Origin of the sequence: Streptococcus sp. SG1, from assembly GCF_030439935.1 — a bacterium.
In the GTDB taxonomy this organism is placed as follows: domain Bacteria; phylum Bacillota; class Bacilli; order Lactobacillales; family Streptococcaceae; genus Streptococcus; species Streptococcus gordonii.
In genome coordinates this window covers 131,992-147,007 of sequence record NZ_JAQFJC010000004.1, presented here as the reverse complement: position 1 = coordinate 147,007, position 15,016 = coordinate 131,992, and the positions used below count along the sequence as shown (strand labels likewise).

Below are 15,016 nucleotides of genomic sequence, written 5' to 3'. Positions count from 1 at the left end.
TAAAAACTTATTCTTCTAATTCGATTTTTTGAAAATAACCTAGTTGCCATTTTTGTGTTGCCTGAGCTGTTTTATTTAAATTGCTGCACCAGGACGGATAAGATAAAACCACATTGCCATCTTTCCTTTCTTTGGGGATGATAAATATACCTCAATGACATCCGTCTATCACAACAATAACTAGTTCATCCCCCAAGTCTTCATCTGTATAAGGGATATTCTCGTTGTCTTGGTCTTTTTTTCTAAAAGACTGTAAAATATCCTTCTTTTTTAGGTGTTTTCTTTGCCAAACGGCATCTTTTGTATTCTTGATTATCCTTCGCTTTAATCAAAATACTTTCATGGTCTTCATTTCATTTTTCATTTATCAGATCAAAGGCACCATAATATCTATGAAGAATGTCTATCATTTTCATTACTTTATTGTCTTTCTAATTATTTTACAGAAATAAAATTATGTAAAATAATGTATTATCAGTTTTAGTGTAACATTATCCAAATAAAAACTCTCTAATCAAATCAACTACTTGTTCATTTTGTGGTAGAGAGGAATGATGAGCATCCTTCCCTACGATGACTACTTCTCTGTGTGAAGCAATCTTTCCTTTGTAAATCAAGCTCCCAGCCTCTACACTGCTTTTATGGACAATTCCGTCACCGTCTCGGAAAAAGATTCCCATAATTGACAAATGTTGCAACTTCTTAGGTAGATTTTCTTGATTAGATATGAAGTCATCTAACATCTCAACTCGATGATTGATGTTTTTCTTATTCAGATTATAAGGACTACCAATAGTCAGGAGCTTTTCCATCTCCAAGCCAGAATGGTTTGCCAGGTATTGTTGCAGGAATACCGTAAAAACTAGACCACCGTTTGAATGCCCTAGCGCTTTAAAACTGTTAAAAGAATACTTCTCTCTTAAAACTGTTAAAGCAGTGTCAAACATTGCGGCCTGTTTTTTGATATTTTCATAACCATCACGATTATTTTGAAATCCAACTACAAAAATGGGATTTCTGTCCTTGCGCTTCAAATGCCCTCGGTAAGTCATGTGTCCGTCATTCCAGACTTTGATTCGAACAAGGCTATGATGTGAATGCTGATTGCGGTTGAGCTTTTTAACCATTCGATTAAAGCGATTTTCCGTTGCAGAGCTACCAGGAATCATGATAATGGGGCGTATTTCGACCTTGCTGGCAGGTAGATGAGAGATAGGGTGGGAAGGCAGCTTATCAAATAATTTTTGAAAGGTTTTAGCAAGTCGATGAATCAATTGAGTCAAAAAAGGCTTCATTCTAGTCTCCATATCCGAATCTGATATTTCCAAAAACAAGCCACATAAAACTTAGTTATGCGACTTGTTTTTTGTTATTACTTCCGCTTCTTCTTATTCTTTTTCATTTGCTTAGCCATTTTGTTCATACTTCGACGCATCAGAAACTCTCCTGCCTTGCCTTTAAGACCGCCGCCAAACATTTGACTCATATCGGGCATACCAGCTCCTCCCAAAGCTGACATATCCGGCATGCCGCCTTGACCCATCATATCTTGAAGTGCTGACATATCTGGCATTGCACCGCCTCCTGGCATGTTTTTAGGCATATTGTTTGGATTGAGTCCCATTTGCTTCATCATCTTGCTCATGTCACCAGAGAGAACACCTTGCATCAATTGTTTTGACTGATTGAAATCTTTGATAAACTTATTGACGTCTACAAAGCTATTTCCTGAACCATTAGCAATTCGACGACGACGGCTAGGTGTCAATAAATCAGGATTTTCACGTTCTTCAGGTGTCATTGAAGATACAATAGCACGCTTGCGGGCAATTTCTCTTTCATCGACCTTAAAGTTTTTAAAAGCAGGATTGCTAGCCATACCAGGTAGCATTTTGATCAAATCTTCCATAGGACCCATGCCTTGTACCTGATCCAACTGATCAATGAAATCATTGAAATCAAAGGTGTTTTCCCGCATCTTTTCAGCCATTTCAAGCGATTTTTTCTCATCGTATTCTTGAGAGGCTTTTTCAATCAGAGTCAGCATATCCCCCATGCCCAAAATCCGACTAGACATGCGATCTGGGTGGAAGGTTTCGATATCGGTGATCTTTTCACCAGTACCAGTAAATTTAATAGGCTTACCAGTAATCTGACGGACAGATAGAGCTGCACCACCACGGGTATCGCCATCAATCTTAGTCAGGATAACCCCGGTCACTTCCAATTGACTGTTAAATTCGCGAGCAACATTAGCCGCTTCCTGACCAATCATGGCATCGACAACTAAGAGGATTTCATTGGGATTAGCCAGCGCTTTGACATCTGACAGCTCCTGCATGAGCTTTTCGTCAATCTGAAGTCGACCAGCCGTATCAATCAGGACATAGTCGTTGTGGTTGGCTTTGGCTTGCTCCAAACCTTGACGGACAATCTCAACAGCTGGAACTTCCGTACCTAAGGCAAAGACTGGTACATCAATTTGCTGTCCCAGTGTTTTCAGCTGATCAATAGCCGCTGGCCGGTAAATATCTGCCGCAATCATGAGCGGGCGAGCCTTTTCTTCTTTCTTGAGCTTATTAGCAAGCTTTCCAGCAAAGGTGGTCTTACCAGCCCCTTGTAAACCGACCATCATGATAATAGTCGGAATCTTTGGTGATTTGATAATTTCAGCAGTATCAGAGCCCAGGATAGTTGTCAGCTCTTCGTCAACAATCTTGATAATCTGTTGAGCTGGGTTGAGGGTATCGATAACCTCGTGACCGACCGCACGCTCACGGACTTTCTTGATAAAGTCTTTGACAACTGGCAGAGCAACGTCGGCTTCTAAAAGGGCTAGACGAATCTCTTTGGTTGCTTCCTGTACATCACTCTCTGAGATTTTTCCTTTTCTGCGCAGATTTTTAAAGACGTTTTGCAGACGTTCTGTTAAACTTTCAAATGCCATTTTTTATTTCTCCTAGTTTCTATTTCAATCAATTTAGTGGAAATCGTCCATGACGACTTAAACATTGGTATTCTTTTGTAGAGAGTTCTTTCATAATCTCATTTGGATATCCCCAGCAACTGAATCCTAATTTCATCGCTTTAGAAAGATCGTCGGGGGAGATGATTTGCACTCTGGCAGGGAAAGGTTCTTCCGACTCCAATAACCAGCAAGACATTCCCTTGTAGATAACTTGTCTAGCCATGATTAGTCTCTGTTATCAATGCTGGATAGAGTCGCAATTTGTTCTTGCAAGAAACTATCTTCAGGATATTTGTCAGCGATTTCTTCCAGAATTTGGCTCCTAACAATGTAGTCAGAATACATATGCAACTTCATTTCATAGTCTTCTAAAATCTTCTCTGTTCGTTTGATATTATCATAGACTGCTTGACGGCTGACACCAAATTCTTCTGCTATTTCAGCAAGACTATAATCATCAGCATAATAAAGCTCGATGTAATTCATCTGTTTATCTGTCAATAGAGCAGCATAAAATTCAAACAGAGCATTCATACGATTGGTTTTTTCGATTTCCATAAGAAATATTATACCAAAAAAGGCTAATAAACTCTAGTTACTCACAGAGTAAATGACTTTTCTTTATGAAATATTTTAAGGTAATTCAAATTAATCCTTTTTTATGTTAAAAAAAAACACCCTTGTATTCTCAAGGGTGTGACATAATCAAAATTATGTAAATTAGTTGTTTTCTAGATAAAATTCAAAACGTTCGCCGACATATTGACTTTTTACATACTCAAAGGCTGTTCCGTCTTCGAAATAGGATACCTGAGTCAAAGCCAAAATGGCATGACCTCTCGGAATTCCAAGATAATGGGCGATCTTTTCCTTAGCTAAGCGGGCGTATATCGTTTGTTGGGATTTGCCAATCTTATAACCATGTTCTTGAAGAGTTTGGAAGAAATGACTGGTAATTTCTTCTTTGTTGAAATTTTTAATAAACTTTTCTGGTATTGAAGCTACTTCGTATACCACTGGTAGCTTATCAGCGTAGCGAACCCGCTCCATTCGAATAATATTTTCAGTCTTGTTTATTCCTAGCTTTTCGACTTCTTGTTTGCTTGGTAGAGTTCGTCGATAGGAGATCAACTGACTGGAAGGTGTCTTACCCTGAGACTTCATAATCTCAGTAAAGCTGGTAGTGCCTCTCATTTTTTCCTGGACGCGCGTGCTGGCAACAAATGTTCCGCTCCCAACCCGTCGTTCCAGTACTCCTTCTTCTACAAGGAGTGTGATAGCTTGGCGAAGAGTCATTCGACTAACTTGAAAAGTCTCAGCTAAGTCTCGCTCACTGGGTAATCTCTGTCCAATTTGCCAGACTTCTTCATCAATTTCTTTTTTGATTTGATCATGAATTTGTAAATAAGCAGGGAGCATAGTGATCTCCTTTTGGATTTCCTTTTAAAAATATTGTATTATCAATCGAAATAAAAGTCAACATTTACTTAATGGCATTGGAAAAAGCCTCTCTTTTATGATAGAATAAGGAAAAATAAATTTCTTTTAGGGAAGGAAAAAGATGACTAAATCTGAATTGCAAGATGTCGAAAAAATTATCGTATTGGACTACGGCAGCCAATACAACCAGCTCATCTCTCGTCGGATTCGTGAAATTGGGGTATTTTCTGAATTAAAGAGTAATAAAATTTCCGCTGCAGAGGTAAAAGAGCTCAATCCTGTCGGAATTATTCTTTCTGGTGGACCAAACTCTGTTTATGAAGACGGTTCCTTTGATATTGATCCTGAAATTTTTGAGTTAGGCATTCCAATTTTAGGGATTTGCTATGGTATGCAACTTCTGACTCATAAATTGGGAGGTAAGGTAGTGCCGGCTGGTGATGCTGGAAACCGTGAATACGGTCAGTCTAAATTGATTCGCACTGCTTCTCCTCTTTTTGAGAGTACACCTGAAGAACAATTGGTTCTTATGAGCCATGGAGATGCGGTAACTGAAATCCCTGCTGACTTTGTCCGCACTGGTACTTCTGCTGATTGTCCTTTTGCAGCAATTGAGCATCCTGCTAAGAAGATTTATGGGATTCAATTCCACCCTGAAGTTCGCCATTCTGAGTTTGGTTATGATATTCTTCGCAACTTTGCTCTAAATATCTGTGGAGCCAAAGGCGACTGGTCAATGGACAATTTCATTGATATGCAGATCAAACAAATCCGTGAGACTGTTGGTGACAAGCGTGTTCTTCTTGGTCTATCAGGTGGGGTTGATTCTTCTGTGGTCGGTGTTCTTTTGCAAAAAGCTATTGGGGACCAATTAATCTGTATCTTTGTTGATCACGGCCTTTTGCGTAAGGGTGAAGCTGATCAAGTTATGGAAATGTTGGGCGGAAAATTCGGACTAAATATCGTTAAAGCAGACGCAGCTAAACGTTTCCTTGATAAACTCGCAGGTATTTCTGATCCAGAACAAAAACGCAAAATCATTGGAAATGAATTTGTCTATGTCTTTGACGACGAAGCCAGCAAACTGAAAGATGTAAAATTCTTGGCACAAGGAACTCTGTATACCGATGTGATTGAGTCTGGTACTGACACTGCTCAGACTATCAAGTCTCACCATAACGTGGGTGGTTTGCCCGAAGATATGCAGTTTGAGCTGATTGAACCGCTGAACACACTTTATAAAGACGAGGTTCGTGCCTTAGGTACAGAGCTTGGTATGCCTGATGAAATCGTCTGGCGCCAACCGTTCCCAGGCCCAGGTCTTGCTATTCGTGTTATGGGAGAAATCACTGAAGAGAAATTAGAAACTGTTCGTGAGTCTGATGCTATTCTTCGTGAAGAAATTGCTAAGGCAGGGCTTGACCGCGATATCTGGCAGTACTTCACCGTCAATACTGGTGTTCGTTCTGTTGGGGTCATGGGAGACGGACGGACATACGACTACACCATTGCTATTCGTGCTATCACTTCTATCGATGGCATGACAGCTGACTTTGCCAAGATTCCTTGGGAAGTTTTACAAAAAATTTCTGTACGTATTGTAAACGAAGTAGACCACGTCAACCGCATCGTCTATGATATCACAAGCAAACCACCTGCAACCGTTGAGTGGGAATAAAATTAGACTAAAAAGCGTAGGAAGTTTTCTTTCCTACGCTTTTTAGTCTAATTTTTTGCTTTTCTACTCTAACCCACTCAGGTATTCATAGCGCTCGTATTTTTCCAGCAGTTTTTCGTTCTGCTCATCCAGTTCCTGCTGGAGTTGAGACAGGCGAGCAAAGTCAGAGCCATTCTCCTGCATGGCCACTTCAATCTCAGCAATTCGCCCCTCCAGCGTCTCGATATCTGCCTCGATAGTCTCCCACTCCTGCTTTTCAAAGTAGGTCATGCGCTTTTTCACCTCACGCACTTTGGTCGATTTTTCCTTTTCAGTCTTTTGGAAAATAGCAGAGCTTTCTGCCAAAAAGGCTTTTTCGTCTAAGTAATCCGTGTAATTGCCAAAAAACTCTTTGATACCCCCAGCTTCAAAAGCCAAAATTTTGCTGGCTACCTTGTCTAGAAAATATCGGTCATGGCTGACCGTAATAACTGGCCCGGAAAAGCCTTGCAGAAAGTTTTCTAACACCGTCAGAGTTGCAATATCCAAATCATTAGTTGGCTCGTCTAGAAGCAAGACATTGGGCTTTTCCAAGAGAAGCTTGAGCAGATAAAGGCGTTTTTTCTCTCCACCAGATAGCTTGTTGATCAAAGTTCCATGAGTAGAACGAGGAAAAAGAAACTGCTCCAAGAGTTCTGCAATGGAAGTCGTTCCACTGCTTATCTTGACCTCTTCAGCCACTTCTTGCAGGTAGTTGATGACCCGCTTAGACTCATCCAATCCCTCAATCTGCTGAGAGAAATAGGCCACTCGGACTGTATCTCCGATAATGAGCTGACCAGCCTGAGGCTGAAGTTTTCCAGCAATCAGATTGAGCAAGGTTGACTTGCCGACACCGTTATCTCCGACAATCCCAATGCGGTCCTTGTTCTGAATCAAAAGACTGAACTGAGAGAGAATAGGCTTCTGATCATAAGCAAAATCTACATTTTGAAACTCGATAACTTTCTTACCAATACGGCTGGTTTCAAAGTTCATTTCCAGGTTGCTATCAGTCGTCTGACCGGTCAAATCTTTCTTGAGGTCATGGAAACGATTGATACGAGCCTGTTGCTTGGTTGCCCGAGCCTGAGGCTGCCGCCGCATCCAAGAAAGCTCCTGCTTGTATAGTTGCTGCTTTTTGTGAAGTAAGGCCGCATCCCGTTCATCCTGCTCTGCCTTGAGACGAACATAGTCTTGATAATTTCCCTGGTATTCAATCAAGCGACCGCCATCTAACTCAAAAATTCGTGTCGAAATATTATCCAAGAAATAGCGGTCGTGGGTGATGAAAAGGACGGTTTTCTTTGAATTTTTCAAGAAGTGCGTCAGCCATTCAATGGTATCAATGTCTAGGTGGTTAGTCGGCTCATCCAGTAAGAGCAAATCTGCATCGCCTAAGAGAACCTGGGCCAGCTGCACTCGTCGACGAAGGCCTCCTGATAACTGACCAACCTTGAGAGACAGATTTGTTAGACCAAGCTTGGACAGGACTGTCTTAACCTGGCTTTCGATTTCCCAAGCATGTAGTGAGTCCATCTCTGCCATAACCGCTTCTAGCCTAGACTGCTGACTTTCATCATAGGTCGTCAAAAGCAGCTCATACTCTCGAATCAACTGCATTTCCCGTAAATCACTGGACAAAACAGTATCAAGCACCGTCTGCTCCTCATCAAAATCAGGCTCCTGAGTCAGGTAAGCAATCTTATAGCCCGTCTTAGCAGAAAAAGGGCTGACATCGCCGTCAAAACCTGACTTGCCTGACAAGACATCTAGTAGCGTTGTCTTTCCTGTTCCATTGACACCAATCAGACCAATCCGGTCTAGGTCGTGAATGATAAAGGAAATATCCCGAAAAACAGTCTTATCTCCTACTGATTTGGTTAGCTTGTCAACGATAAAATCGCTCATTTTTTCTCCTTGATATAGGCATAAATGGCCTCTAAGTCATTAGGTAAGTGGCCGTCTACAATAGCGTATTCCAACTCTTTTAAAATTTGACCAAGTTTTGGTCCTGGCTCAAAGCCGAACTCCCGCATCAGCATGCCACCATTGACTACCATTTCCTGCTTGCTGTGAATAGTCAGACTGGCATCAAGATTATGAATCGCAGAGAAGTCCACTGTCAAACCTTGCGCCTGACGAAGTTCTTCTGCTTGTAGCAATAAGTCTATATCGTAATCATAGCAGTCACGCTTGGTCAAGTCCCGTTCTGAGCGAATCGTCACAATTTCAACAATATCTGCTACTCTTTTGGCAAATTCACGAGAGGTTTTCCAAATTCTCAAAAATCGTTGAACATCCTGTGTTTTCAATGCTAACAAAAGAGCTGCCCAAGCCTGTTCAGATGCTGAAAAGCAAAAGTCTGAATCCAATTCAAAGAGCTGCTCTAATTTAGCTCCGCTTCCCTTCAAATCTGGCAAAAATTCAATGGCACCGCTTGTCAAGAGTGACTCTAAGCCCTTGCGCCAAAACGGAGCCAGTAAGAGTTTGTCAAACTCGATAAAAATGCGTTCAACTGAAATCTTTTCCAGCAGGGGAGAACAGTCCGTCATAGCTGATAAAGTATCTTGCTCCAAGTCAAAATTCAAGGTGCCTTGAAAGCGAAAGCCCCGCATGATGCGCAGAGCATCTTCATTAAAGCGCTCAGCAGGCGTCCCAACAGCCCGCAAAATCCGATTTTCCAAGTCATCCAAGCCTTGGAAAAGATCAATAACTTGACCGTTTTCGTCCAAAGCAAGGGCGTTGATGGTGAAATCGCGTCGCTTGAGATCTTCTTCCAAAGAACGCACAAAAGAAACCTTGCTAGGCCTGCGGTAGTCCACATAGACATCCTCGGTCCGGAAAGTCGTCACTTCGTATTCACGGTTATTTTCCAGAACCAAGACGGTTCCATGCTCAATCCCCACATCAACTGTCCGACCAAAGATACGCTTGGTTTCCTCGGGATAGCTGGAGCTGGCAATATCCACATCGTGAATAGGTCTCTGCAAAAGAGCATCGCGAACAGAGCCTCCAACAAAATAAGCTTCAAAACCAGCAGCTTTTATCTTCTCTAATACTGGCAAAGCCTCCTGAAATTCAGAAGGCAGAGTTTCTAATCTCATAGTAAATGTTCCAATCCATAGACTAATTCTGAGCGTTTGACAACTTCTTTAATGGCCAGATTAACTCCTGTCATAAAGGAAGCACGGTCATAGGAATCATGCCGCAGGGTTAATCCCTCTCCTTGGCTGCCAAATATTACTTCTTGGTGGGCAACCAAACCAGGCAAGCGAACTGAATGAATACGCATGCCATCGAAATCAGCTCCGCGGGCGCCAGCTATAGACTCTTCCTCATCAGCAGCTCCCTGCCGTTTGCTTGGTCTAACCTGACTAATGAGCTCAGCCGTCTTAATAGCTGTCCCACTCGGTGCATCCTTTTTCTGGTCATGATGCAGCTCGATAATTTCTACATTTGGGAAATACTTAGCTGCTTGAGCTGCGAACTGCATCAGCAAAACAGCTCCCAAGGCAAAGTTTGGAGCAATCAATCCACCCAACTGCTTTTCTCTAGACAGCGTGATCAACTCTTTCAATTGCTCTGGAGTAAAACCTGTTGTTCCAACAACTGGACAAAACCCCTGTTCCAAAGCGAAGCGAGTATTGTCATAAGCTACTTTAGGGGTTGTAAAATCAACCCAGACATGGGCTTTCAGTCCAGTCAATTCTTCCTTTGCGTTGAAAACAGGAACACCTGCTACTTCTTTTTCATCCGTAAAAGGATCCAAAAGTCCAACTAATTCTAGTTCTGGATCTTCTGTTACCATTTTATAGGCTGCTTGGCCCATTTTACCTTTGAAGCCTGCAATGATTATTTTAATTCCCATCTGCATCTCCTTTTTTGATAGATTTGAGTATTAGTCAAACAGAGGAATGTAGCCTAATGCGATACTTCCTTCTCCAAGATGTGTTCCAATAACACTACCAAAAGTTGCTAGAGAAATCTCTGCACTAATGTTACTTTCTAGTAGAGATTGGCGTAAGGTTTCAGCCTTATCAACTGCATTAGCATGAATGACGATAATTTCATATTTGCCTGACGAAGTCCGTTCCTCAACTAGTTCAATAAGTCGTTTAGTTGCCTTCTTCTCCGTCCGAATCTTTTCAAAAACTTCAATCACTCCATGATGATTAAAATATAGAATTGGCTTAATACTTAGTAGATTTCCTAGAATAGCAGCTCCGTTTGAAAGGCGACCACCTTTAACAAGATGATTCAAATCATCAACCATGATAAAGGCGCTAGTTCCGTCAATCTGAGCATTAATTCTTCTGAGGATTTCATTGAAATCTAGTCCTGCTTCTGCCCAGTTGAGCGCAGATTGAACCATAATTCCTAATGGGGCGCTGGTAATCTTAGAGTCTGGAAAAGCAATTTCCAACTGAGGAAATTCATCTTTTAAGAACTGAATGTTTTGATAAAAGCCAGAAATACCGCTAGAAAGAAAGAGTCCCAGAACGTGAGTATATCCGTTTCCCGCTAAAGTAGAAAGCAGATCTTCCAATTCAGCTATACTAGGCTGGCTTGTTTTGGGTAATTCAGCAGAGAGTGCCATTTTTTGATAGAATTCTTCTGCAGTCAGATTTTTCCCTTCAACGTATGTTTTCCCATCAATGAAAACTGGAATATCCAGAATAAATAGATTTTCCTTTTCTAAGACTTCCGGTTTTAAGTAGGCTGAGGAATCTGTAATAACAGCTAGTTTCATTTAGAACTCCAAATTAATACCTGGTAAATCCAGGGCGATTTCTGTCACTTCATAAGTCAAGCGGTTAAGCATTGATAAGCATGGCTTGGCTAATTGCTCTACTTCCTCTTGATCAAATTCACTTGGTTCGCCAATAATTCGACCTTGAATATGGTTAACTTGAGAAATTACACCACTAATCACAAAGGCTTCAAAAACGATCATGTAATTCAAAATAACAACCAAAGAAGTTACTTGATTTTCTTGATCATGATTCAATAATTGAAAATTGACATCGACTTTTGTTTCAGGTGTTCCGTTTTCTTTTTCCCATTCAAAATTACGTGCATCAAAGTGATATTGGCTGACGAATTCTTTTTCGCGTTGTAGTTCCATTGTTGTTCTCCTAAAAATTTGCGTTATGTAAATTATAGCATAATTTTCAATCACTGACTATAGTTTGCTTTTCTCTTACTCATTCTCTTTATCTTCATAAAGAATATAATTATCTACAAAAAAAGGACCTCCGAAGAAGTCCTTGATTAAACTTATTTTGATAAAGGTTTGCGTAAGAATCCGAAGATAATACCACTGACTACTGCGCCAATCAAAACATATACCAAGTAAAGGATTGGGTTGTTTGTCAATCCAATTACGAAGATTCCTCCGTGAGGGGCCATGAGTTTGATTCCAGAAAGACCTACAAGAGCACCTGTAAGAGCTGAACCTACGATAAAGCTTGGAATAGCGCGGGCTGGGTCAGCAGCACCAAATGGAATCGCACCTTCTGTGATGAAAGATAGTCCCATGACAATGTTTGTAATACCAGAGTCACGCTCTTCTTGTGAAAATTTGTTCTTGTAAAGAATAGTTGCTACAAATACTGCTAAAGGAGGAACCATACCAGCTGCCATAACCGCAGCCATAACAGTTGAACCACCACTTGTCAATGAATCAGCTAAAGAAAGAGTACCTACAGTATATGCAGCCTTATTTACAGGACCACCCATATCAACAGCCATCATACCACCAACCAAGAGACCGAGTAAAACTGCTGAAGTTCCTTGCAAGCTTGTAAGGAAGGTATTAAGAGATGTATTAATCGCTGACATTGGGATATTAATTGCCAACATAGCAAATCCTGTAAGAGCAACACCTAACAAAGGAAGAAGAAGGATTGACTTCACGCCTTCAAGTGAACGTGGAACCTTGATGTATTTTCTAAGTAAGAGTACGATACCACCGGCTAAGAAACCACCTACAAGAGCTCCAAGGAAACCTGATGATACTTGAGATTTAGCTAGAGCTTGTAAGATTTCTTGAACTTGTTCTGGAGTTTTATCTGCAAGATCTTTGTATACAGGAATATTTCCATAAGCAATACCTGCCTTTGCAATTGCCCCTGCTACGAAACCAGCTACCAATCCAGGCTTTTCGGCAATGGAATAAGCGATATAAGCAGCTAATACGGGAACCATGAAGCCAAAGGCTGCTCCACCAATTTGATTGAAGAGTGCTGACAAGCCATTATAATTCCCCAAGTGACCCAACTGGTCTTTAGGAACCCCTTGGTCAAGCAAGAATGAGATCGCTATCATAATCCCGCCACCGATAACGAATGGCAACATTTGGGAAACACCACTCATCAGGTGCTTGTAGAAAGCAGCACCCAGACTAAGTTTCTCATTGTTTTCTTCTACTGCTCCGCCATTAGCAGCCTTGTATACTTCAGCTTTCCCTGAAAGAGCCAAATTGATCAGTTCTTCTGTTTTGCGAATTCCATCAGCTACAGGACGTTTTATCAACGGTTTGCCGTCAAAGCGATCCATCTCTACTGCCTTGTCAGCAGCAATAATAACAGCCTTAGCATTTTTAATATCCTCAGCTGTCAACTTATTTCCGACACCGCTGGCACCATTGGTTTCAACCTTGATACCAACACCCATTTCAGCAGCGACCTTCTGTAAGGCCTCTTGTGCCATGTAGGTATGAGCAATTCCTGTAGTACATGCTGTTACAGCTACAAGGAAGTCTCCACCTTCATTTGCAGGTTCAACGACAGCAGCTTCTTCTGCTTTTTCTGAAGCTTGGTCAAAGAGCTCGATCACTTGATCAGGCGAAGTTACTTGACGAAGTTTATCCGCAAAACCATCTTTCATCAGGTACTGGGATAATTCAGCCAAGGCAGCCAGGTGAGTATCATTAGCACCTTCTGGAGCTGCAATCATGAAGAATAGATCAGTTGGTTGTCCATCTAGACTTTCATAATCGACACCCTTGTTTGACTTAGCAAATAAAACTGTTGCTTCTTTAACAGCAGAATTTTTGCTGTGAGGCATAGCGATTCCGTCACCAAGACCTGTAGAAGTCAAGGCTTCACGCGCCAAAATTCCTTCTTTAAAAGCTTCAAAGTCTGTTACATAACCGTGATCAACCAAGCTTTTAATCATCTCTTCTATGACTGCAGTTTTTTCAGTTGCCTGCAAATCCAGCAACATGACATCTTTTCTCAATAGGTCTTGAATTTTCATCTTTTTTCTACCTCAACTTTTTCATATGTTTCTTTAATAAATTCAGCTGTTGCCAAGTCATCTGAGAAGGTAGTTGCCGTTCCGCAAGCCACACCCCATTGAAATGCTTCTACTGCATCTTTTGATTTGACAAATTCGCCTGTGAATCCAGCGACCATAGAATCGCCAGCCCCGACAGAATTTTTGACACTCCCCTTGATAGGTTTTGCAAAGTATGCACCTTCTTGAGTCACCAACAAGGCACCGTCACCAGCCATAGAAATGATCACATGTTGTGCTCCTTTGTCTAAGATTTGACGAGCATATTTCTCGATTTCATCTAAACTTTCTAGTTTCATTCCAAAAATATCGCCTAGTTCGTGATTATTTGGTTTGACCAAAAGTGGCTCAAACTCCAAGGAATCAAGCAATGTTTGTCCTTCGAAGTCACAGACTACTTGCGCTCCTGTTTTCCTGGTTAGCCCAATCAATTCTTTGTAGATAGTATTTCCTAAATTTTTAGGACTACTTCCAGCAAAAACTACTGTATCATCAGCAGTTAGAGAAGCAAGAATACTCTTTAATTCCTCCAATTTCAGACTAGAAATGTCAGGGCCGGGTCCATTAATTTCCGTTTCAGCATCTGCTTTTATCTTGACATTGATGCGTGTATCATCCTCAACTTCTACGAAGTGACTGGAGATTCCTTCTTCCTCAAGAGTGTCCGTGATAAATTTACCAGTAAAGCCACCAATAAAACCAGTTGCTTTGTTATCAATACCTAATCTTTTTAGAACTCGGCTAACATTGATACCTTTTCCACCAGCAAACTTGTCATCACTATCCATTCGATTGACACTTCCAATCAGGACTTTATCCAAACGGACAATGTAGTCAATGGACGGGTTTAATGTTACAGTATAAATCATACTTCAATCACCTCCGTTTTTTCCTTAATTTTTTCCAGCAAGATGGACGAAATTTTATTAGTAATTATTTTTGCTTTAGCAAGAGGAGCCACTTTAACAAAAGATATATGGCCCAGTTTTGATGAGTCTGATAATACATAAGTTTGTTTTGCGTTTTCCATAATAGCACGCTTAACAGCGCCCTCTTCCATATCTGGTGTCGAATAAAAACCATCATCAATACCATTCATTCCAATAAAAGCTTTATCAAAATTCAGTTGGCCAATTTGATTAAGAGCTACTCCACCTATGCTGGCATCTGTTGAACTTTTTACTGTTCCACCGACAATAACTGTAGGGATATTTCGCTCAACAAGTTTTGATGCATGATGAATAGAATTGGTTACGATCGTTACTCGGTGGTTATGAATTGCTTGTATTAACAACTCATTTGTAGTACCAGCATCAATAAAGACTACATCATGATCCTGAATAAGGCTGGCAGCTTTTTCTGCAATCTTTTGCTTAAATTGAATGTTTTTGATAGATTTTTCTTGATTGCTTTCTTCTTCTTGTAAAAAATGAATGTTTTCTGCACCGCCATGAATCCGTCGAAGCTTTTGTTCACTTTCTAATTCATCCAAATCGCGCCGAACGGTGGATTCTGAAGTTTTTAGAATATGTACTAAACGATCTAAGGAAACTGTTCGATGATCTTTTAACTGTTCTAAAATCACTTGTTTTCGTTCTGACTTTAGCATA

At 40.9% G+C, this 15,016-nt stretch carries 14 protein-coding genes and 1 pseudogene; 1 reads left to right on the top strand and 14 read right to left on the bottom strand.

Translation table 11 applies throughout. From position 1 onward, the window contains the following. Positions 1 to 7: 7 nt before the first annotated feature. From PCY06_RS04820 to PCY06_RS04795, 6 genes and pseudogenes are all read right to left on the bottom strand, one after another. Positions 8 to 416, bottom strand: a pseudogene (locus PCY06_RS04820) (MepB family protein). A gap of 75 nt (positions 417 to 491) precedes the next feature. Then, positions 492 to 1,295, bottom strand: a complete 804-nt coding sequence (locus tag PCY06_RS04815; RefSeq protein WP_046165604.1) for an alpha/beta hydrolase — start codon at positions 1,293 to 1,295, stop codon at positions 492 to 494. A gap of 77 nt (positions 1,296 to 1,372) precedes the next feature. Continuing rightward, entirely contained in the window at positions 1,373 to 2,947 is a 1,575-nt protein-coding gene (gene ffh / locus PCY06_RS04810) for a signal recognition particle protein (protein WP_061583393.1), read from the bottom strand. 28 nt (positions 2,948 to 2,975) lie between these two features. Next, positions 2,976 to 3,191 carry a hypothetical protein gene (locus PCY06_RS04805; RefSeq protein WP_061583394.1) on the bottom strand — a complete coding sequence of 72 codons (216 nt, stop codon included), beginning with the start codon at positions 3,189 to 3,191 and terminating at the stop codon, positions 2,976 to 2,978. A gap of 2 nt (positions 3,192 to 3,193) precedes the next feature. Continuing rightward, a complete protein-coding gene (locus tag PCY06_RS04800; RefSeq protein WP_008808687.1) occupies positions 3,194 to 3,526 on the bottom strand; it encodes a putative DNA-binding protein in 333 nt (110 codons plus the stop codon). 162 nt (positions 3,527 to 3,688) lie between these two features. Continuing rightward, a complete protein-coding gene (locus PCY06_RS04795) occupies positions 3,689 to 4,387 on the bottom strand; it encodes a GntR family transcriptional regulator (RefSeq protein ID WP_045502937.1) in 699 nt (232 codons plus the stop codon). Positions 4,388 to 4,529: 142 nt separating this feature from the next. On the opposite strand from PCY06_RS04795, the gene guaA reads away from it, so the two are divergent. Further along, entirely contained in the window at positions 4,530 to 6,086 is a 1,557-nt protein-coding gene (gene guaA, locus PCY06_RS04790) for a glutamine-hydrolyzing GMP synthase (RefSeq protein ID WP_061595743.1), read from the top strand. 63 nt (positions 6,087 to 6,149) lie between these two features. Here guaA and PCY06_RS04785 read toward each other — a convergent pair whose 3' ends face one another. From PCY06_RS04785 to PCY06_RS04750, 8 genes are all read right to left on the bottom strand, one after another. Then, entirely contained in the window at positions 6,150 to 8,015 is a 1,866-nt protein-coding gene (locus PCY06_RS04785) for an ABC-F family ATP-binding cassette domain-containing protein (protein WP_061595742.1), read from the bottom strand. Then, complete coding sequence (locus tag PCY06_RS04780; protein ID WP_061595741.1) at positions 8,012 to 9,211, bottom strand: CCA tRNA nucleotidyltransferase; 1,200 nt, start codon at positions 9,209 to 9,211, stop codon at positions 8,012 to 8,014. Before PCY06_RS04780 ends, PCY06_RS04785 begins: the two co-directional genes overlap by 4 nt. Further along, entirely contained in the window at positions 9,208 to 9,975 is a 768-nt protein-coding gene (gene dapB, locus PCY06_RS04775) for a 4-hydroxy-tetrahydrodipicolinate reductase (RefSeq protein WP_061583398.1), read from the bottom strand. The genes PCY06_RS04780 and dapB overlap by 4 nt, the downstream gene beginning before the upstream one ends. A 30-nt stretch (positions 9,976 to 10,005) precedes the next feature. Then, a complete protein-coding gene (locus PCY06_RS04770; RefSeq protein ID WP_045774005.1) occupies positions 10,006 to 10,857 on the bottom strand; it encodes a DegV family protein in 852 nt (283 codons plus the stop codon). Further along, a complete protein-coding gene (locus PCY06_RS04765; protein ID WP_008808694.1) occupies positions 10,858 to 11,232 on the bottom strand; it encodes a DUF1149 family protein in 375 nt (124 codons plus the stop codon). A gap of 152 nt (positions 11,233 to 11,384) precedes the next feature. Next, positions 11,385 to 13,367 carry a fructose-specific PTS transporter subunit EIIC gene (locus tag PCY06_RS04760; protein ID WP_082307648.1) on the bottom strand — a complete coding sequence of 661 codons (1,983 nt, stop codon included), beginning with the start codon at positions 13,365 to 13,367 and terminating at the stop codon, positions 11,385 to 11,387. Then, positions 13,364 to 14,275: a 1-phosphofructokinase gene (pfkB, locus tag PCY06_RS04755; RefSeq protein WP_082307649.1), complete on the bottom strand. Its 912-nt coding sequence runs from the start codon at positions 14,273 to 14,275 to the stop codon at positions 13,364 to 13,366. Before pfkB ends, PCY06_RS04760 begins: the two co-directional genes overlap by 4 nt. Next, the gene (locus tag PCY06_RS04750; RefSeq protein WP_082307650.1) at positions 14,272 to 15,015 is read right to left on the bottom strand and encodes a DeoR/GlpR family DNA-binding transcription regulator; all 744 of its coding nucleotides are present in this window, start codon (positions 15,013 to 15,015) and stop codon (positions 14,272 to 14,274) included. The genes pfkB and PCY06_RS04750 overlap by 4 nt, the downstream gene beginning before the upstream one ends. Position 15,016: the final 1 nt, after the last annotated feature.